The sequence below is a fragment of the Microcystis sp. M20BS1 genome (assembly GCF_020245305.1).
GTDB lineage: Bacteria > Cyanobacteriota > Cyanobacteriia > Cyanobacteriales > Microcystaceae > Microcystis > Microcystis ichthyoblabe_A.
The window spans coordinates 1-22,173 of the sequence record NZ_JADBUZ010000108.1; the positions used below are offsets into that span (position 1 = coordinate 1).

Consider the following 22,173-nt stretch of genomic DNA (forward strand, 5'->3'; position numbering starts at 1 on the left):
TGTCAGTCTGTAGAGCGACCATAAGACCAGAACAGAGTAAATCTGTTAAGGCAGGTGCGGAACCCCGCAAGGGAAAGAAGCAGAAACCTAAATCGTGAGGTTTGGGAATCGCCGTCCGTTTTACGGCGGCGAGGATGTCAAAGCAGGAATAGTTTTTTTGTACGCTAAGAAATAATAGCAAGAATTCCCCTGTGGAAAATCTGTGGAAAACCGGAGCTTTTTTTGATCGCTCTTTCCGGTCTAAAATCTATCAATAGCAATAACTTCGCCCATTGCTAGGTTTTTCTGGCAATTCTGAAAAGATTGTGGAAAAATTGTCAAAAGTGAAATTTTCGCCCCTTCTCAGCCAATTACATAAGTAGGTAGGCGTTAAAAGTTGTCAGATGCCCCCCTTATTAAGGGGGGATTAAGGGGGGATCCCCCCGCCTATCGGCACCCCCCTTATCAAGGGGGGCAGGGGGGATCAAACCTAAAATCCATTTTTAATTTAATTATAACCAGCTACTTAAGTTGTTAAGGATCAAGCTACAAGTTAACAATAGCGAGACTTGAGCCGACCAGTGCCTTTCTTAGGGAAAAAATTGCGTAAAATGTAGGCTGGTGATCTTTAAAATGGAACAAGCAGCAGGAAATTAACAAAACAAAACTCCGGGCATTCCCCGGAATCGATAGACTCAAATAGACAAGGAGACAGGATTGGTTAGCACATCTTCGTATCAAACAACAAAATCGAAAGAAATCTTTACAGCCGCTCAAAAATTAATGCCGGGGGGTGTAAGTTCCCCCGTGCGGGCCTTTAAATCCGTCGGTGGTCAACCCATCGTTTTTGAAGGCGTCAAAGGGGCCTATATTCGCGACGTGGACGGTAACGAATACATCGACTATGTGGGAACTTGGGGGCCGGCTATCTGTGGTCATGCCCATCCCGAAGTGATTGCCGCCCTACACCAGGCCTTAGACAAAGGGACCAGTTTTGGCGCTCCCTGTGTCCAGGAAAATATTCTCGCTGAAATGGTGATTGATGCCGTTCCCAGCATTGAAATGGTGCGTTTTGTCAATTCCGGCACCGAAGCCTGTATGTCCGTCCTGCGCTTAATGCGGGCTTTTACCGGCCGGGATAAAATCATCAAATTCGAGGGCTGTTACCACGGTCATGCCGATATGTTCCTGGTTAAAGCCGGCTCTGGTGTAGCCACCCTGGGTTTACCCGACTCGCCGGGGGTTCCCAAAACCACCACTAACAACACTTTAACCGCCCCCTACAATGACCTGGAAGCGGTAAAAGCCCTCTTTGTCGAAAATCCCGACTCTATCGCCGGGGTAATTTTAGAGCCAGTGGTGGGTAATGCCGGCTTTATCGTGCCGGATGCTGGCTTTTTAGAAGGATTGCGGGAATTAACTAAGGAATACGGAGCCCTGTTAATGTTTGATGAGGTAATGACCGGATTTCGCATCGCCTACGGTGGCGCTCAGGAAAAATTCGGCATTACCCCCGATTTAACCACCCTGGGCAAAGTTATCGGCGGTGGGCTGCCAGTGGGGGCCTACGGCGGTCGGGCCGATATTATGGCGATGGTGGCTCCGGCCGGCCCGATGTACCAAGCGGGAACCTTATCCGGCAACCCTTTGGCCATGACAGCAGGAATTAAAACCCTCGAGTTACTCCAGCGCCCCGGCACCTACGAATATCTCAATAAAGTGACCAAATCCTTAACTGAAGGGCTGCTGAAAGTGGCCAGAGAGGCTGGTCACAGCGTTTCTGGAGGTTATATTAGTGCCATGTTCGGAATGTTTTTCACTGGCTCCCCCGTGCATAACTATGAAGATGCCAAAAAGGCCGATGTGGCTAAATTCGGTCGTTTTCACCGGGGAATGTTAGAAAGAGGCGTTTATCTAGCTCCTTCCCAGTTTGAAGCTGGTTTTACTTCCTTAGCTCACACAGAGGCCGATATCGAACGGACTTTGGCCGCCGCTAAAGAGGTTTTAGCAAGTTTATAGTTAATGCCGCTTCGACTGGGAAAATCGATTGATAGAGTCCCAAGTATTGATGAGTTGACATTTCCCCGCTTGCAAAAGACGGGGATTCTTATCGGTGAGATCGAGGGCGGTTTTAACCCTACTCGATCTCGGTAACAATCTATTTTAGAAGGCCTGTCTAGTAGGTTTTCTGACTGCTATTTTTCAATTTTATTGGTGAGAGTTCCCACCACATCAATACCGAGGGTTTGATGGACACTGGCGAGGAATTGATTGACGATTTCGGGATAGACTTTGATCAGGGCAGCCAGGGATTTACCATCACCATTATCAACGATATTAACTCGCTCGAGGTGTAATCGTTTAGGAATTTTAATCGCCTCCTCCAGGATAGTTTCTAGCTGTTGAATCAAGAAAATTGCTTCTGCTTCGCTGCCGGTGTTTTGCCAGACTTCTGCAAATAATTCGTTAACCAAGGCTTCAGCTTTGGCATTTTCTTCAAAAATTGCCGCTTCTCCTCTAGCGCGGAAAGTTTCAGCTTCCTGCTGCGCTTCTGCGGGTAAAACTTGATCTGCTTGGAGACGTAATCTTTCCAATTCTGCCCTAACCTGTTGCAATTTTTCCTCAACTATAGCACGTTTTTCCTTAGCGGCAGCGATAGTTATTTCTTCTTCCGATTTTGCCTGTTGTTCCAGTTTTGCTTTTAACTTTCTCAACTCGTTTTCTTGCTCTAAAATGATAATTTGATCGCGGGTTTTAGCCACGGTTGCCTGTTCCTCACATTCCGCAACTATTTGTTCAGCTTCATTGAGGGCATTTGATTCAGCAATTTCAGCATCACGCATGACTAAAGCGATTCTTTCCCGTCCGAGGGAGTTAAGATAATCCACGTCATCGGCAACATTTTGAATTTTGAGAGTATCAATTTCTAAACCGAGTTTAAACAGATCTTGACTGACGTTACTGGTAATACTTTCGGCAAATTTTAGGCGATCTTCGTTCACTTGTTCGGGGGTCATTGTTGCGACTACACCCCGCAAGTTTCCTTCTAAAGTTTCCTTAGCTACGCGAATAATTTCTTCTCGATCTCGATCTAAAAAACGTTCGATCGCATTGCCGACTATTTCAGGTTTAGAACTAACTTTCACGTTAGCAATTGCCACTATATTCAGGGGAATATTGCCCTTAGAATAGGCATTTTTAATCTCAATTCTGATCGGGGTTGTGGTGACATCCATGCGTTTAACGGTTTCTAAAATTGGAATACGAATCGCCCGACCCCCCGATACCACTCGATACCCCACATCCTGTCTATCTTTTGATTTGCGTTTCATCCCACTCAGAATTACCACTTCATTGGGTTTACAAATACACAGAAAAGAATTGATAAACCAAACCGCACCGATCCCCAGAAATATAAATAAAGCGACGGGAACACTATTCAATAATAAATTGCCAGCACTGTTATTGTTATTGTTGTCGTATTGGTTGGGATTAATTTGGATGAGATAGGAATTATTTTGACTATTCATAGTTAGTTACCCTTTGGTTTAGAAGAAATTAGAAATCGCCCCTGATATACTTTTCCGCAATGACTAAAACTTTATTATCCTGGAAATTGAGGATAAATGCTTGATCCCCGACATTAAATTGTTCTTCCCCTTCCGTTATCGCTACTATATCGATCAGACTATCTCCGACATTAACTCGTACTTTCCCCTTGCTATTTTTGTCGAAGGGGATTTGAACAACTCCAATTAAACCGATGAGAGAGTGATGATCGACAATACTATTTACCTGTTGGTTGCAGCGTCTTAACTTGACTAAAATTAGGAGTAGAATAGCCAAACTAATACCTACCCCTAAAGAAATTAAAACGATTGTGAGCAGTTGAGCATTCATAAGTTTAGTTATTTACCGTTATAGTTGCCCCCAATCTAATTACCGTTAACTAATTCGAGACTTCGGCCATTTCAATCACGCGATCAGCATTATCTTTGACCAAAAAATTTAAAGGTTTATTGCGACGAACTTTATACTTTAAGCGTCGTGATTCCACCCGCATCAGAATTTGTTCTAAACAATCGTGATCAAAACAAACGTGACGATGACGATCCTTATAACCTGCGGTTGCTCCACCAACGATGTGCAGTTGGGTATTTTTCTTCAACTGATACCATAAACCCTGGGGTTGATCTCCCAAAGAAGGGTTGGCAGTAGTCACAGCCGGATTACTAGACATATAAAATGGGTCAATCATATTATTGCCCATCGTCTGCTCATAATTGTAATAGTAATGGAGGGGGACATCGGCCGTGGGTAAACTTAAAAGTCCTTCATAAAACTGTCGGGCTGTCTCCAAATCTGTCACCATGATTGTATGAACTTTTGGGGCGCTAGTTAGAAACATCCACATGGCTAAGGCATAAGCGGCCAGAAGCATAACCATAATCCCCTGGGTGGACAGGAGAGTATCAAGGGGTAGAAAAGCGCCGAAGAAAAGATGATTTATCAACACTGATGTGATCCTATTGTCTAAGAATTTCTATCATTCCCTAATTATAATCACGACGCTGAAACTTAAGTTAAGTAGCTGGTTATAATTAAATTGAAGATAGATTTTGGGTTCGATCCCCCCTTAATCCCCCCTTGATAAGGGGGGTGCCGATCCCCCCTTAATCCCCCCTTGATAAGGGGGGTGTCTGATAGTTTTTAACACCTAACTACTTAGCTACTTAACGGGGTGGGGAGTGACTAAGTTTTGTACATTTGTATTAAAATGTTCCCTACCCAGTTTGAATGCGGTACAATTTGCCTCAAATTTTCCCTATGGGATGAATAAATGATGAGATGATGACATTGGCTACGGAAATATGAGGAATGAGCAGAGATGAAAGCGTATATTGGAAATAGAGCCGTCCCTAGAAAGTGAGCTACTGTTATGAATTCTTTTGCGCTTCCCGTCTTTCTGCAATCAGGTTTAACCCTACTGGCATTTTTAGTGCTGATTATCCTGATGGCTTAAATCTTAATCCGTCTGTGACTTCGATCGAGTAGGAGCCGATCGACAGCTCAGACTAGATTTTGATAGACAGTTAGCATCTGTTCAGCGATCGCTGACCAACTATATTGATTTAAGACTAAATCCCTGGCATTTTTCCCCCTTTGTTGGCGAATTTCAGGATTAGTGATAGCCGTTGCCAAAGTATTAGTTAAATCCTCAAGCTGACAAGCTGTCACCCATCCCGCAGCCGCTGCTGCCACCGCAGGATGCAGATCCACCCGGTCTGAGATCACCACAGGAATTCCGGCGGCCATAGCTTCGGCAACCGCAATGCCAAAATTTTCATAGTAGGAAGGTAAAACAAATAAATCGGCCCTAGCGAGGAGGCTATTTTTGACTTCTCCGGTGACAAATCCGGTAATTGTCGTATTTTTGCCCAATATTGACCGCTCGATCTGATTTTTAATCTGATTTTCGTACTCCCGGTCCTGGGGATTGCTTCCTGCTAAGACAAAATGAAAATCTAGACCATTTTCTAACAACCTTTCTAAACTGGGCAGCAATAAATCTAGACCTTTTTTCGGATCAAGACGGGACATATAGAGGATGATCGGTTTATTTTCGGGAAGATCAAAACCCTTTACTGGTAAAGCTTGTGGGTTAAAAAAATCTACCCCTAGGGGGATGACAATATCCTTAGTTTTTATATTAAATCTTTTGGCAGTTTGACACTCCTGCTCACTGGTAAAATGAATTGCCGCCGCCACCGCTAAATTGGGTTTTTCCAGAAAATTGGCATATATTTGTTTAAGTTGCCGTTTTTTTTGCAAATCTGCCGGATCGAGGGTGCCTAGGGGACGGAGAATATAGGGCAGTTGATGATAACGAGCGATCGAAGCCGATATACTGCTCACTGGAGAGAATAAAGCATGAATGTGAGCGATATCGTAATCTTTTGCCCTATTAGCCAACCAAGTAAACAGATCAAGGGAAAATTTATAGCGCCGAAAGGGAGAACAGGGAAAATAATAGATTTGATAGCCATTTTGACTAACAGAGACCCCCAAAGGCACATCTAGGGGTGCTTGTCCCGTGTCACCATTGGAATCGGTGGTAATAATAGTCACATCTTGGCCCAGTTGGGCCAGGGCTGCTGACAAACCAAGTACCATTTGACTAGGGCCACCGTAAACAAGGGAAATCGAAGGAACAATCTGAAGAATTTTCATCTCTTTGGTGCAAAGGTCAAGACTTGTTAAAATCGATCAAGCCGTTCGCTCAAATTTACCACTTCTGTGGCTCTCATTTATGGTAATCGACTTTCTGCCCTTCACTATCAATATTTCTCCGGCCTTTATTGCTGGTAGCTGTCTCTGGTCTTTAGCATTATATTTGGGGTTAGCTGGGGTACGAAATTGGTTTATAGAAATTTTCTATCGCTGGTTTAATTTTGCCGAGCGTTTCCTCTATACTTCCCTAGAGGAGTTTGAAAAAACTCGCGTCGCCAGGGAATCCCAAAATGCTTTTTATGCCTCTATCTTTAGTATTATTCCCTTTCTCATTCTCGGCGGTTTCTCCGATTGGTTAATTGAGATTAGTTTAGGAAAAAGTTGGCCGATTAGTGTCGGTATTCTCGCCTGTGTTGCCTCCGGTGTCTATGAATTAGGAAGACAGGATGGCAGCGGCAATCAGTAAATTAAGCTGTTAACCATCTCAATTATTACTTAGGACTGCACGGGAGTGGCAAGTTAGTAGATTTTAACCCCTGACTAGCGCTCAATCTTTTCCTTCCAGACGATTTTTATGTTTATTAAGAGTCTTTTGTAGTAAATTCAAAACCTCATTGGCAATCTCAATAACTTCATGGGTTCCAAAACCGGCCTGAGTTAATTCTTTAAAAAAAGCCTTAGCAACAATTTTGGCTAATTTCGGGGGATAAGGATGGACAGCGATCGAATGTTCGGACTGAATTTCTGCTATTTCTCTAGTCACTGCCATGGCCACAAAACGAGATTTTAATATCCCTTGCAAATGAAAAATTTGCAGGGATTGGGCAGCCTGTTGAGCGAATAACTGCAAGATTTCTAAATCTAATGGTTCAAAATGTTTTTTGTCTAGGGGAAAACTGAGATTAATTACTCCAATTATCTGCTGATTGAGGATAATCGGTGCGGCTATAAAACTATTATTATTTGCTCTTTTGGGATAAGGGGCTGCACTGGCAAATGATGATCGAGTTATATCCTTAATTAGTAAAGGTTTCCCTGTGGCCGCTACATTGTCGGCAATAGCTTGATCAAGTTTAATTATTTCTTGATCAGCTAAAGGTGATAGCTCATCATAATGGGCAAAAACTTCTAGATAATCGGTAATTTCCCCTTTTAATTCCTGTGGAGAGCTTAACAGGATTAAACAGCGCCGCGCTCGCAATTGATGAGCGCTCATACTAGCTATTTTCCGAAAAATATCTTCAAGATTTTCCTCAACATTCAAGACAAGAGCCAGAGCCGTTAATTTGGGGTTAAAATTATCCATGTATTCAATCATTTATTCAGTCCGAGTTTAGGCTTTTAGGGTAAGGGTGACATTCCCCATCTCCCTGTTTATCTGAGTCTATAGCGTGCCATAGCATCTGATCGAGGGGCTTTTTTACTCGCTAACTGATCTATTGTAGATGTAGCCAAAACTTCTGTCTGTCTCTTGTTTTTTGTCTTCCCTCTAGCTACTCTGAGATCTAGTAGGTCAGAGGAGTTTAACCTGACTGGAGTGAAAGATGGTGCGTTTTCTCTGGGCAATTTTGGCCGGTGTGGGGATGGGGTTAACAGTAGCGCCAGTTTCTTGGTGGTTACTCGCTTGGATTTCTCTCGTCCCCCTGTGGATTATTGTGAGATTAGGGGAAAAATCCCTAAAAAAACAGCTTTTATACGGTTTTGGCTGGGGTTTTGCCTACCATGGCCTCGCTTTATTCTGGATCACGGGAATTCACCCGATGACGTGGATGGGTGTCCCCTGGTTAGCGAGTTTGTCAATTGCTCTGTTTTGTTGGTTGTTTATCACTTTTTGGGGAACTGCGATCGTGCTAACTTGGACGTTAGTCATGTTTTATGTCAACAAAAGTGTTAATCAGTCATCTTTTCGCGATGCTCTCCTACGGGTTTTCATCGGCACTGCCCTCTGGTGTGGGTTAGAATCTCTCTGGAGTCAATCCCCTCTCTGGTGGACTACCCTTGCTTATAGTCAAAGTCCCCATAATTTATTGATTCTGCAATTGGGCAAATTATCGGGTTTTACGACGGTAACGGCGGCAATTGTGGCAGTTAACGGTTTAATTGCCGAAAGCTTGCTCCTAATCCGTCAATCGCGGCAAAATCTCGCTTTTCTCTCTTTACCCCTCCTCATTTGTTTTAGCCTCCATCTCTGGGGATGGAACACATACCATAAACCGATCGAAAAGTCAAGGGATTTAGGGATAAAAATTGGCGTAATTCAGGGCAATATTCCCAACACAATTAAACTTTCGCCCCTAGGATTTCAAAAGGCGATCGAAGGTTACACCTCTGGTTATCAAATTCTCGCCGATCAAGGAGTAGATGCCGTCTTAACTCCTGAAACCGCCTTACCCTACTATTGGGAGAACTTAGTCAATAATAGCTCGATTTATTCGGCAATTTTAGCCAAAAAAACGCCGATCTGGTTGGGTGCATTCGGCAAGGTGGACAAGGGTTATAACAATAGTCTCTTGACCATTGATGGCGAGGGACGGGTGATTAGTCGGTATGATAAAGTAATTCTCGTGCCTTTAGGCGAATACGTTCCTTTTCAGGAAATTTTGGGCGGAATTGTTGATCGCCTTTCTCCCTTGCAAGCGCACTTAATCCCGGGAGATCCCGATCAAATTATTAACAGTCCTTTCGGTAAAATAATTGTGGGCATTTGTTACGAATCGGCTTTTTCCGAACATTTTCGCCGTCAAACTGCTAGGGGAGGCGAATTTATTATTACTGCTTCTAATAACGCCCATTATAGCCACGCCATGCCCGCTCAACACCATGCTCAGGATACCATGCGAGCGATCGAAACCGATCGATGGATGGCCCGGGCCACCAATACAGGTTATTCTGCTTTTGTCGATCCCCACGGTAATCACCTTTGGCTATCGGATTTGGATAAATATCAAATTCATAGCGAAACAATTTATCGACGGGATACGAGGACTTTATATGTGCGCTGGGGAGATTGGTTAACTAAAGTTTTAATTATTACTGCCGGACTAGCTTGGCTCTGGAGAGCTTGGGATTAAGGTGAAAGTGCTATACTTTTTCGTGAATAAACTGTATAAATAACCTAAGTTTTTGCTGCAATGAAAGAGCAATTTGTCAAGTGGTTGAATAGAATCTTAATATTTGATGTGTTTTTAGTGATAGCGGGTTTTCTCTGGTTTGCCGTGGCTGTTATCGGTGAATCCACGGGAATTCCTCTAGGATTTAAACTTTTTCAGCGTCTTTGGCTGCCCCTATTCAATCCTGCTATTAGTATTTTAATTGCGGGGGCGATTTTAAGCTGGGCAATTAATAAAATACAAGAACGCTTGTCCCCTAAATAGGGTTTGCTTAATTCAGTTATCAGTTATCAGTTATCAGTTATCAGTTCACTGTTTACTGAAAAAACTCCCCTACTTCCCCGCTCTCCTATAGTTTTTAAAGTCGTCTTTGCCAAGCAACAACTAATTTAATTTCCTCATAACTATAATTATCTCCCAGATTTTCTTTGAGAGTTTTCAGGGATTGATCGCCAACTTTTTTAATTGCTAAACGAATATATTCCTGTTTATTCTTAGGAACTAACTGATTAATATCAATTTCGTAACCAGCTTCCAGCAATTTAGCTAAATGTTCATAGATGGTTGAGACTTTTAAGCTTCTTTTGCGAGCGATTTCTTCCACATTCAAACCATCTTGATAGTATTGGAGAGTGAGGAATTGAGTAGAGGGAAGACTATCCTGACAAAAATCATTAATTGCCGCTATAAATATATCCCCATACTGTTGAACTTTGCTTTGTACTACTCCAGAAATTTGACGAAACTGCTCTAAACTCCGGGGTTTTGATTGGGCCATCAAACGCAGACTAGAATCATGGAAAATAACGTAGGGAGGAACCCCTTGACTATCAGCAATTTTTTTCCGCAGTTGTCGCAAGCGATCGAATAATAAATCACTTTCCATCGTATTGGGATTGTCGTCTCCCAAGATTGGACCGTTAGCTTTTTGGGGGACGGCAATAAACACGGAACGCTGTTTCCGCATCACTTCCCAACTATGTTGATTAAGTTTCAAGATTCTAAAATTGTCTTCAGTTTCTACCAGTAGATTTTGCTGGACAAGGGAACGACTTAAACGTTTCCACTCCCCGATAGTTTTATCCTTACCGATGCCATAAGTAGATAATAAGTGATGTTGATATTGGGTGATTTTTTCACCTTTTCCTCCCCTAAGTACGTTGATTATGTGCATCATACCGAATTTTTGTCCCGTCCGCGCCACACAGGATAAAAATTTTTGTGCTTCGATTGTCCAATCCTCAGAATTGTTCCCATTCCGACAGTTATCACAGTTACCACAGTTACCCGCAAAACTTTCTCCAAAGTAGCCTAGTACACTCGATCTTCTGCATTCAGTCCCTTCAGCATAATCTAACACCTGTCGCAATTGTTGACGAGCTTTCTGTTGTTCATTTTGCTCAGTTTTTTGGTTAATAAAATACTCAATTTTTCTGGCATCGGCAAAGCTAAAAAAGAGGGTACATTTAGCCGGTTCGCCGTCCCTACCCGCACGGCCCGATTCTTGATAATATCCCTCTAAATTGCGGGGTAAATCATAATGAACGACAAAGCGCACATCCGGTTTATTAATCCCCATACCAAAGGCAATTGTCGCCACCATAATCTGCACATCATCCCGAATAAAACGGGTTTGATTTTCGCTTCTTTCCTGATCGTTCATACCGGCGTGATAGGGTAGGGCATTAATACCATCTTTTTGTAAATGTTCGGCAACTTGATCGACGGTTTTGCGGCTGATACAATAAACAATGCCAGACCCTTTTTTTCCTTTAATATATTGATACAATTGCTGATAAGATTTACTGGTTTTAGGTTGAACTTCATAATAAAGATTAGGACGATTAAAACTAGCAATATGAATGGAAGCATCTCGCAATCCTAATTGTTGAATAATATCTTCCCTCACCTGTTGGGTAGCGGTGGCAGTTAAAGCCAGAATTGGCACGGAGGGAAAGCGTTGACGGACTTGTTTAATTTGTCGATATTCAGGGCGAAAATCATGACCCCAATCGGAGACACAGTGAGCTTCATCCACCGCTAAACAGGCTAAACCGAGGTAATTATCAATAACAGCTAAAAAGTCTAAAAAACTAGGCGATAATAATCTTTCTGGGGCGACATATAACAGTTTAATTTTTCCTTGCAGGATTAAAGATTCTCTGTCTCTGACTTGTTTCGCGTTCAAAGTGCTATTGAGAAATGTTGCCCCGATGCCATTATCAGCTAAAGCAGTTACCTGATCCTGCATTAAAGCAATTAGGGGAGAAACCACCACCGTCACCCCTTTTTTAATTAAAGCAGGTAGCTGAAAACAGAGAGATTTACCGCCTCCGGTGGGCATAATTACTAATAAATCCTGATCATTTAAAGCAGCCTCAATTATTTGGCGTTGATTCGGTCGAAATTGATCGTAGCCAAAGTGATGTTTTAAGACTTTTTCTAAAGAGTCAATTGCAGCCATTGAGCAAGGGGAAAAATATTTTTATAGTAGTTATTTTAGGGTTAGGGATTTAAGTAGTCAGTGATCGGTAATCGGTAAAAAGAAAGCTGATAGCCAAAACAACTGACCTTAAGATTGTCTCACCTGATCGGGAACACCCACAAAGGAGAGATTGGCTAATTTTTTCAGATTTTGACAGCGCAATAACTCATTAAAATTGAGACTCGATCGCCCTTCAATTTCAGTTATAGTCTCAATAGCCGATAATAAACTTTTAGCGGCCTCGGTTTCCGTGTAACCGCGTCTAACGGCCACTTTTAGGGCGGCTTCATCCGCGTCTAATTCCCGTTGGGGGCTGCGTTTTTCCCGCCAAATCCGGTTAATTGCCAAGGCAGTTAAACCCCCCGCCACTGCCATACCCACGGCATCGGTTTGTAGGGTTTCCACGGTTAAACCGATGATACCAGCCAGAGCAATTACTCGATCGAGATCGGGTTTAAACCATTTTACTGCCGTTAAAACACAGACGGCCCTTAACAAGACTAAATCCCGTTGGGATCTTGATAATTGCCGCCAGAGGTCAAAATTAATTGGAATCGGTCTGACCCCTCTTTGCCAGGGTAGGGGAAAATTAGTTTCGATTACCTTGCTGCTTTCGGGTTTGCTGACAATGCGCGTCATCATCCGTCCCGAAGCAGGCATGAGGTCTAGTAAATGACTAATCTCGTTGTCTTGGTTCATCGATCGCCGGCCAATAGTCTTCGATCATTGAGTATAATCGCTTTCTGAGTTAATATCTCTTTTCCGACAATTTTCTCAACAAAACCGCGTGAGTACCTACCGTTCGGCTTTGAGGGATTCGATGCCCCGAAAATCGCCAATAAATTCCTGCATCTTCCTCAAAATCCTCATGTTTTGATTATTATTGAGGGGATGAAACCAGTCCTGACCGGATCTTGCCAACTCCAGGTAAAACCCGAACCGGTGGCCGCTATCGAGGCGACACTGAAGGCGTTTGCGGAAGCTTGGGAGTAGGTTAACGGGACGGTGAAGCCGAACCTGATGAACGAACTGGCGATACAGTCGCTACTTTCTACGTTCTGAAAATTAGTTAATTGACCAGATGAAAATAATCGGTAAAACCCCATACCTTCAGCAAACCCTAATTAAAGAAATAGTTAAATCCTGATAAAAATCCTCTTGTTTTAACTCCACTTTTGATTGAGAAGCCAGTAAAAGTAAAGCCCAAAAAATCGCCACCTTTTCCTGTGTTGCCGAGTGACTAGAAGGTTTTTCCGCTTGCCATAAATCTAATAAATACTCAAACTCTATCTCATTTTTCTCTAATTGAAAAAACTTTCTCTGCAAAAAAAAGTCCAGTTCCGCTGCCAATTCCGTCAGGTTTTCTTGGTGGGCCAATTCCGTGATAATTTGTACCGCTTCCCGTCGGGATTGAGGCCGGGGTTTCGGGACAACTACAGGCAGTTTCGGTAAAGCTTCAATCTCTAGGGCAATCTGTTGTAATTGAGTGATTAACTCCTGCAAAGTTACCCGTCTTTTTCGCGGTGGTGGGGCAGCAGTACGACGGCGAATATGATTTTCTAGATAACGGGGTAAAGTTCTTAATTCCCGTTCTAAGTCGCTAATTTCCTCATCTATCAGACTTTCTTCTTGCTGGTCTAAAGACAATCTTTCTAGGGTATCAGCCTTAAATAAAACTAACATAGAAGCCCATAAAAAAGCCTGTCCCGATTGGGGTAAATTAGCTTGGGCCATGGCTAAATCTAGATCATTTAATAACCCCAATTCTGCCAAAAAGCGATCGATCACATCAATAACCTGCACATCCCAGGGGTCAATTTCTCCCTGTTCCGCCATTTCTAAAAGAGAGGCGATCGCATCACTGGCCGAGGTGATAGTCATGATTGTAGAATCTTGTAGGATCTCAAAGGATAGAATTTAGCAAGCAAAACCATGGACATATCGATCGCTGACCTGCGTTTGGACTACAATCTCGAAGAATTGCTAGAGTCAGAAACATCTGCCGATCCTTTCATTGTATTTAAACAATGGCTAGAACGGGCGGTATCTTCGGGAAGATTGGAACCCAACGCTATGACTTTAGCCACTATTTCGCCGGAGGGTAAACCCCGGGCCCGCATGGTACTGTTAAAAGACTTCGATCCTCGCGGTTTTGTTCTCTTTACCAACTACCAAAGCGCCAAAGGACAGGAATTAATCGCTAATCCCAATGCAGCCCTAGTGTTTTGGTGGGGAGAATTGCAACGGCAAATTAGGATCGAGGGAACTGTAGAAAAAATCAGCGAGGAGGAATCGGATAATTACTTTTTTGTCCGTCCCTGGGAATCTCGTTTAGGGGCCTGGGCCTCCAATCAAAGTGACGTGATTTCGGGGCGAGATATACTCGAAAAACGCCTGACAGAACTAAAAGAAGAATATGCGGGTCGTGAAGTTCCCCGTCCTCCTCATTGGGGCGGATTTCGCCTAATTCCTAGTTTAATCGAGTTCTGGCAAGGTCGCCCCAGTCGTCTCCACGATCGTCTCTGTTATTATCGTCAAGAAGATGGCAGTTGGCAAAGGCAACGTTTAGCTCCTTAGTTTTATTTTGACACCTTGTATTGGCAAAATAGCTCGGTGCTAATTCAATTTGTCATTTTAGTCTTGAGATAATATTAGGTCGATGTCTTTTCCCAACCCGCGCTTACCTTAGCGATCGGGTTGGGCTATTATATCAATTGGATAAAGGCAACCCGTCCGCCCTAAAGTTTCAGAAAAACGATAGAATTGAAAGGGTTTTGGTTTGCATCTTTCAAAAATAACTAGAGAATTATGGACATCAATAAAGTTGGACTTCGAGAAACCTTAGAAGCATTGCGGGTTGAACTGAGTAAATCTATTTTAGCCTCTGAGGGTGAGCAGATTCGCTTTGAAGTGGGTGACATTGAATTAGAGGTTCAATTTGTGGTTGAGCAGTCGAAAGAAGGCAAAGGTGGGCTGAAATTTTGGGTAGTAGAAATGGGTGGGGGTGTCACCAATAAAGATACGATAACCCATAGAATTAAAATTCCCCTTAAACCCATTTGGAAAGATGGAAAACCTGTATTGACAGCAAGTGATGATATTCCCGATTAGAATTTTATACCCCTAGGGACGCAATGCTTGCCCCCAAAGCAGTTAATTTGTAGGATGGGTTAGCGAAGCGTAACCCATCGCCATCCCAGAAGAATAGGTTACATCAATCCGATAAGTTATGCCCCAATTCCAACCCGATCGCGCTTTAGAAATTTAGGATGGGTTAGCGAAGCGTAACCCATCACCATCCCAGAAGAATAGGTTACATCAATCCGATAAGTTATGCCCCAATTCCAACCCGATCGCGCTTTAGAAATTGTTGCCCCTAAGTATGGCACTGCCTATCGAATTGGGGGACGTTTACTCTTGACTTGTCGGCATCTATTTGATAATAGTAACGACTGTAAAGTACGATTTAGATCAGCATCAGACTATTCTGATAAGCAGGATATAGACGCTAAAGTAATTTGGAAAGCACCGGATAATATAGATATAGCTTTAGTTGAATTACCAGAAACTATCGAAACTTTTGATCCTGTAGACTTTGGGTTGTTACCTGATAGTAATAGTGGGGAAAAAGTTAAGTTTGAGTTTTTGGGGTGGCCTGAATGGGGGTTGATTAAAACTGATAAAGAAGAAAAGGCGACAAGACTTCATATTGAGGGTATTATTTACACAGCAGATGTTTCGCCAGATGGTCTATTAGTCTTAGAAGTTACTCGGAAGCCGTCAATTTTAGAGGTAGAAAAGGATAATTTAGAGGCAAAACCAAAGTCCCCTTGGCAGGGGACATCAGGGGCAGCAATTGTTTGTAATAGGTTAGTGGTGGGTGTGCAGAAATCGCATCAAAATCCAGATCGTCCTGAATCTTTAGACGCTGAATCTTTGGCAAGGGTTTATGATAATCCCGAATGGTGTGAGATATTAGAAAACCATGATATTGATCCTGAACCTAAACCCGTTATATCCGCTTCTTTAAAATCTTCTTCCTATCGCAATCAAGCTCCTCCTAAACCGAGTTATTTTGTGGAAAGACCAGAGGTTAGTATTGAGTTAAAACAACTTTTATTGTCAGAAACAACGGAAAAAACTGGAACTTTAGTTATTAGTGCGATTTATGGATTAGGAGGTATTGGTAAATCCACTTTAGCGGCAGCTTTAGCACAGGAGAAAGAAGTTCAAGCTTATTTTCCTGATGGCATTTTCTGGGCAACTTTAGGACAACAACCGGACATTTTATCCTTTCTTCATGGCTGGATTCAAGCTTTAGGAGATTATAATTTTAAGCCGACGGGTATTGATGCGGCATCCTTACACTTGAGGACTTTATTGGCAGATAAAAAAGCTTTATTAGTAGTAGATGATCTCTGGAATGTAGAAGATATTGATCCTTTTAGAGTAGCAGTAAATCAATGTAAATTATTAGTAACCACTAGAGAAGTTCCCGTTAAAGGGGCAATTCGTTATGATTTGGATGTGATGACGGAAAGCCAATCTTTAGCCTTATTAACGGGTTATTTAAAGCATGAATTAACTTTAGAAGACCAGAAACAAGCCAAAATCTTAGCCAAAATTGTCGGTTATTTGCCTTTAGCATTGGAGTTAACGGCGGCACAAGTTGAAGATGACATTCCTTGGGCTGAATTAATCGAAGAATTACAAGCAGAAATCGCTAATTTAGAAATTTTAGATCGCTTGGAAGCTGGAGATACTGCCAATGAAGAAAAACGAAAACATTATAGTGTAATTGCTTGCTTTAATCTCAGTTTAAAGCGATTAAATGGGCAAAGATTGAGACAATTTAGCTGGTTAGGGGTGTTACCCGATGATGTTACCATTACCGAAAAAATGGCGGCGACTTTATGGGATTGTCCGGTTAAAGAAGCGAGACAAACTTTAAGATATTTACGGAGTAAGGCTTTATTATTAACGGGGTTTTCTAGTGAACTATTAACGAGTTATCGGGTCCATGATTTGTTACATGATTTAGCCCGAAATCTGATCCTAGCGTCTCCTCATCCTGAAACGGATTATCAATTACCGGGGTTAGGGTTATCAATGGCTGAGGCACATCAACAGCTTTTACAACGGTATCAAAAACAGATTAAGATATCCCCCCTAACCCCCCTTGAAAAGGGGGGAAAAGAGGTGGAAGTCCCCCTTGAAAAGGGGGGAAAAGAGGTGGAAGTCCCCCTTATTAAGGGGGATTTAGGGGGATCAAACTGGCACAGTTTAGAGGATGATGGCTACATTTATAATCAATTGCTCTGGCATTTGGAAAAAGCGGGACAGATAGCCCAGATTCATCTATTACTGAGGGAAAAAACCGCAGAAGGTCATAATGGTTGGTATAGTCAATGTGAAAAGGAAGGGAAAACGGCAGTTTTTATTAAGGATGTTTCCCGGGCGTGGCAATTGGCGGAGGGGCATTTTATTGAGAACAAGAGTGAGTCTATGGGGTTACAGGTTCGTTATGCTTTAATCACCACTTCTCTTAATAGTTTGGCGGGCAATATTCCACCAGAATTGATGGCTGCACTGATTAAACATGAAATCTGGACACCTGCTCAGGGATTGGCTTATGTGAGGCAAAATCAAGATGATGGGGAGCAAGCCGCAGGATTAAGGAAAATTATTCCCTATCTTACTCCTACTTTGTTATCCGAAGCCTTAGAAATTGCCAGAGGGATTGGGGATGAATACAACCGTGCAGAGGCATTGACCGGGTTAGCTCCCCATTTACCGGAAAGTTTGTTACCCAAAGCCTTAGAAATTGCCAGAGCCATTGAGGATGAATCCTCCCGTGCAAAGGGATTGACACCCCAGATGCGTAGGGATTTAAATCAGTTGGCGCAAATTCGGAATGAAGACGACCGTGCAAGGGCATTGACACGGTTAGCCCCCCATTTACCAGAAGTGTTACCGGAAACCTTAGAAATTGCCAGAGCCATTGAGGATGAAGACGACCGTGTAAGGGCATTGACAGCGTTAGCTCCCCATTTACCGGTCAGTTTGTTACCCGAAGCCTTAGCAGTTGCCAGAGCCATTGGGAATGAATACCACCGTGCAAGGGCATTGACAGGGTTAGCTCCCCATTTGCCCGAAGTCTTACCCGAAGCCTTAGCAGTTACCAGAGCTATTGGGAATGAATACCCTCGTGCAGGGGTATTAGGGGTATTGAGAGAGTTAGCTCCCCATTTACCGGTCAGTTTGTTACCCGAAGCCTTAGAAATTGCCAGAGCCATTGGGGATGAATACTACCGTGCAACTGCATTGACCGGGTTAGCTCCCCATTTACCCGAAGTCTTACCCGAAGCCTTAGCAGTTGCCAGAGCGATTGGGAATGGATACCACCGTGCAGAGGCATTGACCGGGTTAGCTCCCTATTTACCGGAAGTGTTACCCGAAGCCTTAGAAATTGCCAGAGCTATTAGGGATGAATCCCGCCGTGCAGAGGCATTGACAGGGTTAGCTCCCTATTTACCGGAAAATCTCTTAAGGGAAGCCTTAGAAATTGCCAGAGGGATTGGGGATGAATACGACCGTGCAGAGGCATTGACAGGATTAGCTCCCTATTTACCCAGTTTATTACCTGAAGCCTTAGAAATTGCCAGAGGGATTTTGTCCTACCGTTACCGTGCAGAGGCATTGAGAGAGTTAGCTCCCCATTTACCAGAAAGTTTGTTACCCGAAGCCTTAGAAGTTGCCAGAGCCATTGGGAATGAATACCACCGTGCAGAGGCATTGACAGGATTAGCTCCCTATTTATCTGAAGCTCTCTTAAGTGAAGCATTAGAAGTTGCCAGAGGGATTGGGTCTGAATACAAGCGTGCAGAGGCATTAACGGGGTTAGCTCCCCATTTACCGGTCAGTTTGTTACCCGAAGCCTTAAAAATTGCCAGAGGGATTGAGGATCAATTCTTCCGCGCATTGGCATTGACTGGGTTAGCTCCCCGTTTACCAGAAGTGTTACCCGAAGCCTTAGAAATTGCCAGAGGGATTGGGGATGAAGATAACCGTGCATTGGCATTGACCGATTTAGCTCCCCATTTACCAGAAATTTTGTTACCGGAAGCTTTAGAAGTTGCCAGAGGGATTAGGGATGAATCCGACCGTGCAACGGCATTGACCTGGTTAGCTCCCTATTTACCGGAAAGTTTATTACCCAAAGCCTTAGCTGTTGCCAGAGATATTTGGTCTGAATCCTCCCGTGTAGAGGCATTGATAGGGTTAGCTCCCCATTTACCACAAGTTTTACCGGAAGCTTTAGAAGCTGCCAGAGGGATTGGAGGTGAATCCGACCGTGCAAAGGTATTAAAAGCATTAACCGCCACCTTAACCCCTGCTAATGTTGACCTATCCTTCTGGGAAAATACCCTTCATGCTTTGGGTACTCTCACTCGTCCTCATTTCCTCGAAACTATTCCCAACTTAGTCCCTTTAATCCTTCATTTTGGGGGGGAGGTCGCTTTAAGAGAAGTGTATCAAAGTATTAGGGATGTTAGTCGCTGGTGGCGGTGATTCTCCTGTCAATAATTGCTATAATAGCTAAAATGGTCATAATGGCTAGTTTCTATAAAGGTTAGTTATGAAAACATTAGGAGCCTCAGAAGCAAAAAATCGCTTTGGCGAACTGTTAGACTTGGCTCGAAGAGAACCAGTAAAGATAGCAAAAAAGGGACGTAATGTTGCAGTCGTGCTGTCAATCGAGGAATTTGAGAGATTTTCCGAGTTAGAAAATCAACTTTTGGCTTTACAGGCAGAAAAAGCTCATCAAGAAGGTTTTATCGGAACAACAGAAAGTGAGGCTTTACTGTCAGAAATTTTAAATGCTTAAGATTAACCTATCTCGACAGGCAACTAAACGCTTAAAAAAACTGCCAGATAAACACGCCAAACAAGTAGCCACAAAAATAACCGAACTGAGAACAAATCCCTATCCCCAAGATTCTCTAAAGTTAAAAGGATACTCCTATCATAGAGCCGATATTGGTGAATATCGAATCGTTTATCGTGTTGAGGAGCAAACACTAGAAATCTTGCTGATTGACAAACGAAACGATGATGAAATTTATAAACAACTAAAGAGAACAATATAGAGAATCTTAATTATCAACCATCAATTAATTAGCGATATTATTCCTGCTAAAATCAAGAAAAACAAATTATTTTTAAACACTCATGAGCATTAATGTAACATTTCCCGAAGAACTTCTCATTGCCGCCAGAGAAGAAAAAGAAACATTCTCTCGTAAAGTTATCATTTATACATTAGGGCATCTTTATCAAGAAGGAAAAATTTCAGCAGGAATCGGCGCACAAGTATTAGGATGCGATAAATATACATTTTATACACTTCTCTCTGAGTATGGTTTTTCCATTATTGATTACACAGCAGAAGAATGGGAATCAGAAATACAAACCAGCCGTAAATTAGCCCAAAAAATCCAAGAGAATGAAGATAATTGTTAATTCTACACCGATCATCGCCTTATCTTTGATTAATCAATTAGATCTTCTTAATCAGCTATTTAATGAAGTGATTATTCCTTGGGCAGTTTATCAAGAAATTGTCATCGCTGGAGATAATAAACCGGGGGCAAAAGAACTCAAAAATGCCAATTGGATTCAAGTTCAAGAAGTTGCATCATCATCTCCTCTTGAACCGCTATTACTAGGATTAGATCGAGGAGAATTAGAAGTTATTCTCTTGGCAATTTCAATCAAACCAGACTGGGTAATTATAGATGAGAAATTAGCAAGAAGAGTTGCCAAAGCTATGGAATTACCCGTCAAAGGAACATTAGTAATTCTCTTGGTTGGTTTTTATGCAGGTTATCTATCTAAACAAGAAATTTTAGATTTATCACAACAGTTAGTTGATTATGGAATTCGTAATAATTCTCCGATTATTAATTGGCTAAAAACAGAATTAGACAATGATCATTAATACTAACTCAATGCAAAATTTACTACCTTGAAACAATAAATCGTACACATTCGTGACCAAGAAAAACCAGAAACACTCTCTAAAATTTTAACTGCTTTAGATTTTGTTGACTCCGTAGAAATCATCGAAGATCAAACAACATTATCTGATAACGAGCAAGACTTCTTTGCCCTAGCACGATTGTGGGAAGACAGGGATATTACCCCTAAATCTATCCGTCAAACAGCATGGCGAGAAGAAAACCGATGATTTTATGTGACACCAATATCCTCTCCTTTAATTTCATTTGAGAACAACTGCCTTAGTTAATTTTTGTTCTAATTATAACTCAGGTGTTAATCCCTGCCAATGTTGACCTATCCTTCTGGGAAAAAACCCTTCATGCTTTGGGAACTCTCACTCGTCCTCATTTCCTCGAAACTATTCCCAACTTAGTCCCTTTAATCCTTCATTTTTGGGGGGAGGTCGCCTTAAGAGAAGTGTATCAAAGTATTAGGGATGTTAGTCGCTGGTGGCGGTGATTCTTGTTCTATGAATTAGCCTCCGCCTTACCCAATTGAATCAGCAGTCTGCTCCCCAGTGTCTTCGGCAAGCGCAGAAATCCGATAAAATAGTGAATAGGTGACATCGGGAAAAAATTATCTATGGCAACTACATCCGAAGACGTATGGCGACTCTTAGCCGAATTAACTGCTGCTCAAAAAGAAACTGACCTACTATTGAAGGAAGTCAGTCAACAACAGAAGGAAAACGCCCAACAACTCAAGGAAACTGACCTACTATTGAAGGAAGTCAGTCAACAACAGAAGGAAAACGCCCAACAACAGAAGAAAACTGACAAACAACTCAAAGAATTAGGTCAGCAAATTGGGGGATTAGGGGCAAAATTCGGCAGCTTTACCGAAGGACTTGCCCTTCCTTCAATGGAAACGATTCCCAGACAACGCTTTGGCATGGAAGTTGTTAGTCCCAGTGTCCGAGTCAGTAAAGATGGAAAACATCTAGAAATCGATGTCCTTGCCTATACCAATGGTGAGCTAAATACTGCCTATATCGTTGAGGTTAAAAGTCATGCTAGAGAGGAATCCATTACACAATTAAAAAGTATTTTGCAACGGTTTCGCAGCTTTTTCTCTGAACACAAGGACAAAAAACTCTATGGCATACTAGCATCAGTTGACTTATCCAACGAATTACGCGAAAAAATTCTGCAAGAAGGGTTTTATGTGGCTCGGATTCATGACCAAGTATTTGAACTCGATATTCCCGATAATTTTCAACCTCGACCTTATTAAAACATCAAAATTGAGATTACTTACTTATTAAGTGTCAAGTTCGCCGCTTTCTTTTCACTGATGACTGATGAC

Annotated in this window: 22 protein-coding genes and 1 pseudogene; 14 read left to right on the forward strand and 9 right to left on the reverse strand. The window is 42.4% G+C overall.

The window, feature by feature from the left end:
* Positions 1-181, reverse strand: a pseudogene (locus IM507_RS11260) (hypothetical protein); the annotation flags it as partial.
* A 515-nt stretch (positions 182-696) separates the two neighbouring features.
* Between IM507_RS11260 and hemL the strand changes: the two are divergent.
* A complete protein-coding gene (gene hemL, locus IM507_RS11265) occupies positions 697-1,998 on the forward strand; it encodes a glutamate-1-semialdehyde 2,1-aminomutase (RefSeq protein ID WP_043997360.1) in 1,302 nt (433 codons plus the stop codon).
* A 176-nt stretch (positions 1,999-2,174) separates the two neighbouring features.
* Here the strand turns inward: hemL and IM507_RS11270 are convergent, their stop codons facing one another.
* The 4 genes from IM507_RS11270 to hpsP form a co-directional block, all read right to left on the reverse strand.
* Positions 2,175-3,509: a flotillin family protein gene (locus tag IM507_RS11270; RefSeq protein ID WP_002740234.1), complete on the reverse strand. Its 1,335-nt coding sequence runs from the start codon at positions 3,507-3,509 to the stop codon at positions 2,175-2,177.
* A 28-nt stretch (positions 3,510-3,537) separates the two neighbouring features.
* Entirely contained in the window at positions 3,538-3,879 is a 342-nt protein-coding gene (locus IM507_RS11275; protein ID WP_002739659.1) for a hypothetical protein, read from the reverse strand.
* 49 nt (positions 3,880-3,928) lie between these two features.
* The gene (locus IM507_RS11280) at positions 3,929-4,495 is read right to left on the reverse strand and encodes a glyoxalase-like domain protein (RefSeq protein ID WP_069474831.1); all 567 of its coding nucleotides are present in this window, start codon (positions 4,493-4,495) and stop codon (positions 3,929-3,931) included.
* A 554-nt stretch (positions 4,496-5,049) separates the two neighbouring features.
* Complete coding sequence (gene hpsP / locus IM507_RS11285; RefSeq protein WP_287637027.1) at positions 5,050-6,210, reverse strand: hormogonium polysaccharide biosynthesis glycosyltransferase HpsP; 1,161 nt, start codon at positions 6,208-6,210, stop codon at positions 5,050-5,052.
* Positions 6,211-6,289: 79 nt separating this feature from the next.
* Here hpsP and IM507_RS11290 point away from each other — a divergent pair, with 79 nt between their 5' ends.
* Positions 6,290-6,676, forward strand: a complete 387-nt coding sequence (locus IM507_RS11290; RefSeq protein ID WP_002739650.1) for a hypothetical protein — start codon at positions 6,290-6,292, stop codon at positions 6,674-6,676.
* An 81-nt stretch (positions 6,677-6,757) separates the two neighbouring features.
* On the opposite strand, the gene IM507_RS11295 is transcribed toward IM507_RS11290, so the two are convergent.
* The gene (locus IM507_RS11295) at positions 6,758-7,516 is read right to left on the reverse strand and encodes a GAF domain-containing protein (RefSeq protein WP_190537136.1); all 759 of its coding nucleotides are present in this window, start codon (positions 7,514-7,516) and stop codon (positions 6,758-6,760) included.
* 238 nt (positions 7,517-7,754) lie between these two features.
* On the opposite strand from IM507_RS11295, the gene lnt reads away from it, so the two are divergent.
* Together lnt and IM507_RS11305 are read left to right on the forward strand one after the other, a co-directional pair.
* On the forward strand, positions 7,755-9,281 hold the full coding sequence (lnt, locus tag IM507_RS11300) for an apolipoprotein N-acyltransferase (protein ID WP_287637028.1): 1,527 nt from the start codon (positions 7,755-7,757) through the stop codon (positions 9,279-9,281).
* Between the two features lie 60 nt (positions 9,282-9,341).
* Positions 9,342-9,584, forward strand: a complete 243-nt coding sequence (locus tag IM507_RS11305; protein WP_002740130.1) for a hypothetical protein — start codon at positions 9,342-9,344, stop codon at positions 9,582-9,584.
* Between the two features lie 94 nt (positions 9,585-9,678).
* On the opposite strand, the gene recQ is transcribed toward IM507_RS11305, so the two are convergent.
* The 3 genes from recQ to IM507_RS11320 form a co-directional block, all read right to left on the reverse strand.
* On the reverse strand, positions 9,679-11,784 hold the full coding sequence (recQ, locus tag IM507_RS11310) for a DNA helicase RecQ (protein ID WP_287637030.1): 2,106 nt from the start codon (positions 11,782-11,784) through the stop codon (positions 9,679-9,681).
* 108 nt (positions 11,785-11,892) lie between these two features.
* Positions 11,893-12,504 (reverse strand): DUF3318 domain-containing protein, encoded by a 612-nt coding sequence (locus IM507_RS11315; protein ID WP_287637031.1) that lies wholly within the window; start codon positions 12,502-12,504, stop codon positions 11,893-11,895.
* Between the two features lie 411 nt (positions 12,505-12,915).
* A complete protein-coding gene (locus IM507_RS11320) occupies positions 12,916-13,686 on the reverse strand; it encodes a segregation/condensation protein A (RefSeq protein ID WP_069474836.1) in 771 nt (256 codons plus the stop codon).
* A 51-nt stretch (positions 13,687-13,737) separates the two neighbouring features.
* Here IM507_RS11320 and pdxH point away from each other — a divergent pair, with 51 nt between their 5' ends.
* The 10 genes from pdxH (at position 13,738) to IM507_RS11365 (ending at position 22,101) form a co-directional block, all read left to right on the forward strand.
* Positions 13,738-14,382, forward strand: coding sequence for a pyridoxamine 5'-phosphate oxidase (gene pdxH / locus IM507_RS11325; protein ID WP_002740223.1), 645 nt, complete (start codon positions 13,738-13,740; stop codon positions 14,380-14,382).
* Positions 14,383-14,613: 231 nt separating this feature from the next.
* The gene (locus tag IM507_RS11330; protein ID WP_287637032.1) at positions 14,614-14,916 is read left to right on the forward strand and encodes a trypco2 family protein; all 303 of its coding nucleotides are present in this window, start codon (positions 14,614-14,616) and stop codon (positions 14,914-14,916) included.
* A 222-nt stretch (positions 14,917-15,138) separates the two neighbouring features.
* Complete coding sequence (locus IM507_RS11335; protein ID WP_287637033.1) at positions 15,139-19,377, forward strand: NB-ARC domain-containing protein; 4,239 nt, start codon at positions 15,139-15,141, stop codon at positions 19,375-19,377.
* 67 nt (positions 19,378-19,444) lie between these two features.
* Positions 19,445-19,693 carry a type II toxin-antitoxin system Phd/YefM family antitoxin gene (locus tag IM507_RS11340; protein WP_002739617.1) on the forward strand — a complete coding sequence of 83 codons (249 nt, stop codon included), beginning with the start codon at positions 19,445-19,447 and terminating at the stop codon, positions 19,691-19,693.
* Positions 19,686-19,955: a type II toxin-antitoxin system RelE family toxin gene (locus tag IM507_RS11345; RefSeq protein WP_002739840.1), complete on the forward strand. Its 270-nt coding sequence runs from the start codon at positions 19,686-19,688 to the stop codon at positions 19,953-19,955. Before IM507_RS11340 ends, IM507_RS11345 begins: the two co-directional genes overlap by 8 nt.
* Positions 19,956-20,037: 82 nt before the next feature.
* Positions 20,038-20,328: a UPF0175 family protein gene (locus IM507_RS11350; protein WP_016517343.1), complete on the forward strand. Its 291-nt coding sequence runs from the start codon at positions 20,038-20,040 to the stop codon at positions 20,326-20,328.
* Positions 20,312-20,806, forward strand: a complete 495-nt coding sequence (locus IM507_RS11355) for a PIN domain-containing protein (protein WP_069474839.1) — start codon at positions 20,312-20,314, stop codon at positions 20,804-20,806. The genes IM507_RS11350 and IM507_RS11355 overlap by 17 nt, the downstream gene beginning before the upstream one ends.
* 39 nt (positions 20,807-20,845) lie before the next feature.
* A complete protein-coding gene (locus IM507_RS23505) occupies positions 20,846-21,055 on the forward strand; it encodes a hypothetical protein (RefSeq protein WP_353847151.1) in 210 nt (69 codons plus the stop codon).
* Positions 21,056-21,138: 83 nt separating this feature from the next.
* Entirely contained in the window at positions 21,139-21,327 is a 189-nt protein-coding gene (locus IM507_RS11360) for a hypothetical protein (protein ID WP_002787839.1), read from the forward strand.
* Between the two features lie 123 nt (positions 21,328-21,450).
* Positions 21,451-22,101 carry a DUF3782 domain-containing protein gene (locus tag IM507_RS11365; RefSeq protein ID WP_287637035.1) on the forward strand — a complete coding sequence of 217 codons (651 nt, stop codon included), beginning with the start codon at positions 21,451-21,453 and terminating at the stop codon, positions 22,099-22,101.
* Positions 22,102-22,173: the final 72 nt, after the last annotated feature.

Coding starts and splice junctions, on each gene's coding strand:
- IM507_RS11270 (WP_002740234.1), bottom strand. CDS start 3,509: ATGAATAGTCAAAATAATTCCTATCTCATCCAAATTAATCCCAACCAA.
- IM507_RS11275 (WP_002739659.1), bottom strand. CDS start 3,879: ATGAATGCTCAACTGCTCACAATCGTTTTAATTTCTTTAGGGGTAGGT.
- hpsP (WP_287637027.1), bottom strand. CDS start 6,210: ATGAAAATTCTTCAGATTGTTCCTTCGATTTCCCTTGTTTACGGTGGC.
- IM507_RS11290 (WP_002739650.1), top strand. CDS start 6,290: ATGGTAATCGACTTTCTGCCCTTCACTATCAATATTTCTCCGGCCTTT.
- IM507_RS11295 (WP_190537136.1), bottom strand. CDS start 7,516: ATGGATAATTTTAACCCCAAATTAACGGCTCTGGCTCTTGTCTTGAAT.
- lnt (WP_287637028.1), top strand. CDS start 7,755: ATGGTGCGTTTTCTCTGGGCAATTTTGGCCGGTGTGGGGATGGGGTTA.
- IM507_RS11305 (WP_002740130.1), top strand. CDS start 9,342: ATGAAAGAGCAATTTGTCAAGTGGTTGAATAGAATCTTAATATTTGAT.
- recQ (WP_287637030.1), bottom strand. CDS start 11,784: ATGGCTGCAATTGACTCTTTAGAAAAAGTCTTAAAACATCACTTTGGC.
- IM507_RS11315 (WP_287637031.1), bottom strand. CDS start 12,504: ATGAACCAAGACAACGAGATTAGTCATTTACTAGACCTCATGCCTGCT.
- IM507_RS11320 (WP_069474836.1), bottom strand. CDS start 13,686: ATGACTATCACCTCGGCCAGTGATGCGATCGCCTCTCTTTTAGAAATG.
- pdxH (WP_002740223.1), top strand. CDS start 13,738: ATGGACATATCGATCGCTGACCTGCGTTTGGACTACAATCTCGAAGAA.
- IM507_RS11330 (WP_287637032.1), top strand. CDS start 14,614: ATGGACATCAATAAAGTTGGACTTCGAGAAACCTTAGAAGCATTGCGG.
- IM507_RS11335 (WP_287637033.1), top strand. CDS start 15,139: ATGCCCCAATTCCAACCCGATCGCGCTTTAGAAATTGTTGCCCCTAAG.
- IM507_RS11340 (WP_002739617.1), top strand. CDS start 19,445: ATGAAAACATTAGGAGCCTCAGAAGCAAAAAATCGCTTTGGCGAACTG.
- IM507_RS11345 (WP_002739840.1), top strand. CDS start 19,686: ATGCTTAAGATTAACCTATCTCGACAGGCAACTAAACGCTTAAAAAAA.
- IM507_RS11350 (WP_016517343.1), top strand. CDS start 20,038: ATGAGCATTAATGTAACATTTCCCGAAGAACTTCTCATTGCCGCCAGA.
- IM507_RS11355 (WP_069474839.1), top strand. CDS start 20,312: ATGAAGATAATTGTTAATTCTACACCGATCATCGCCTTATCTTTGATT.
- IM507_RS11365 (WP_287637035.1), top strand. CDS start 21,451: ATGGCAACTACATCCGAAGACGTATGGCGACTCTTAGCCGAATTAACT.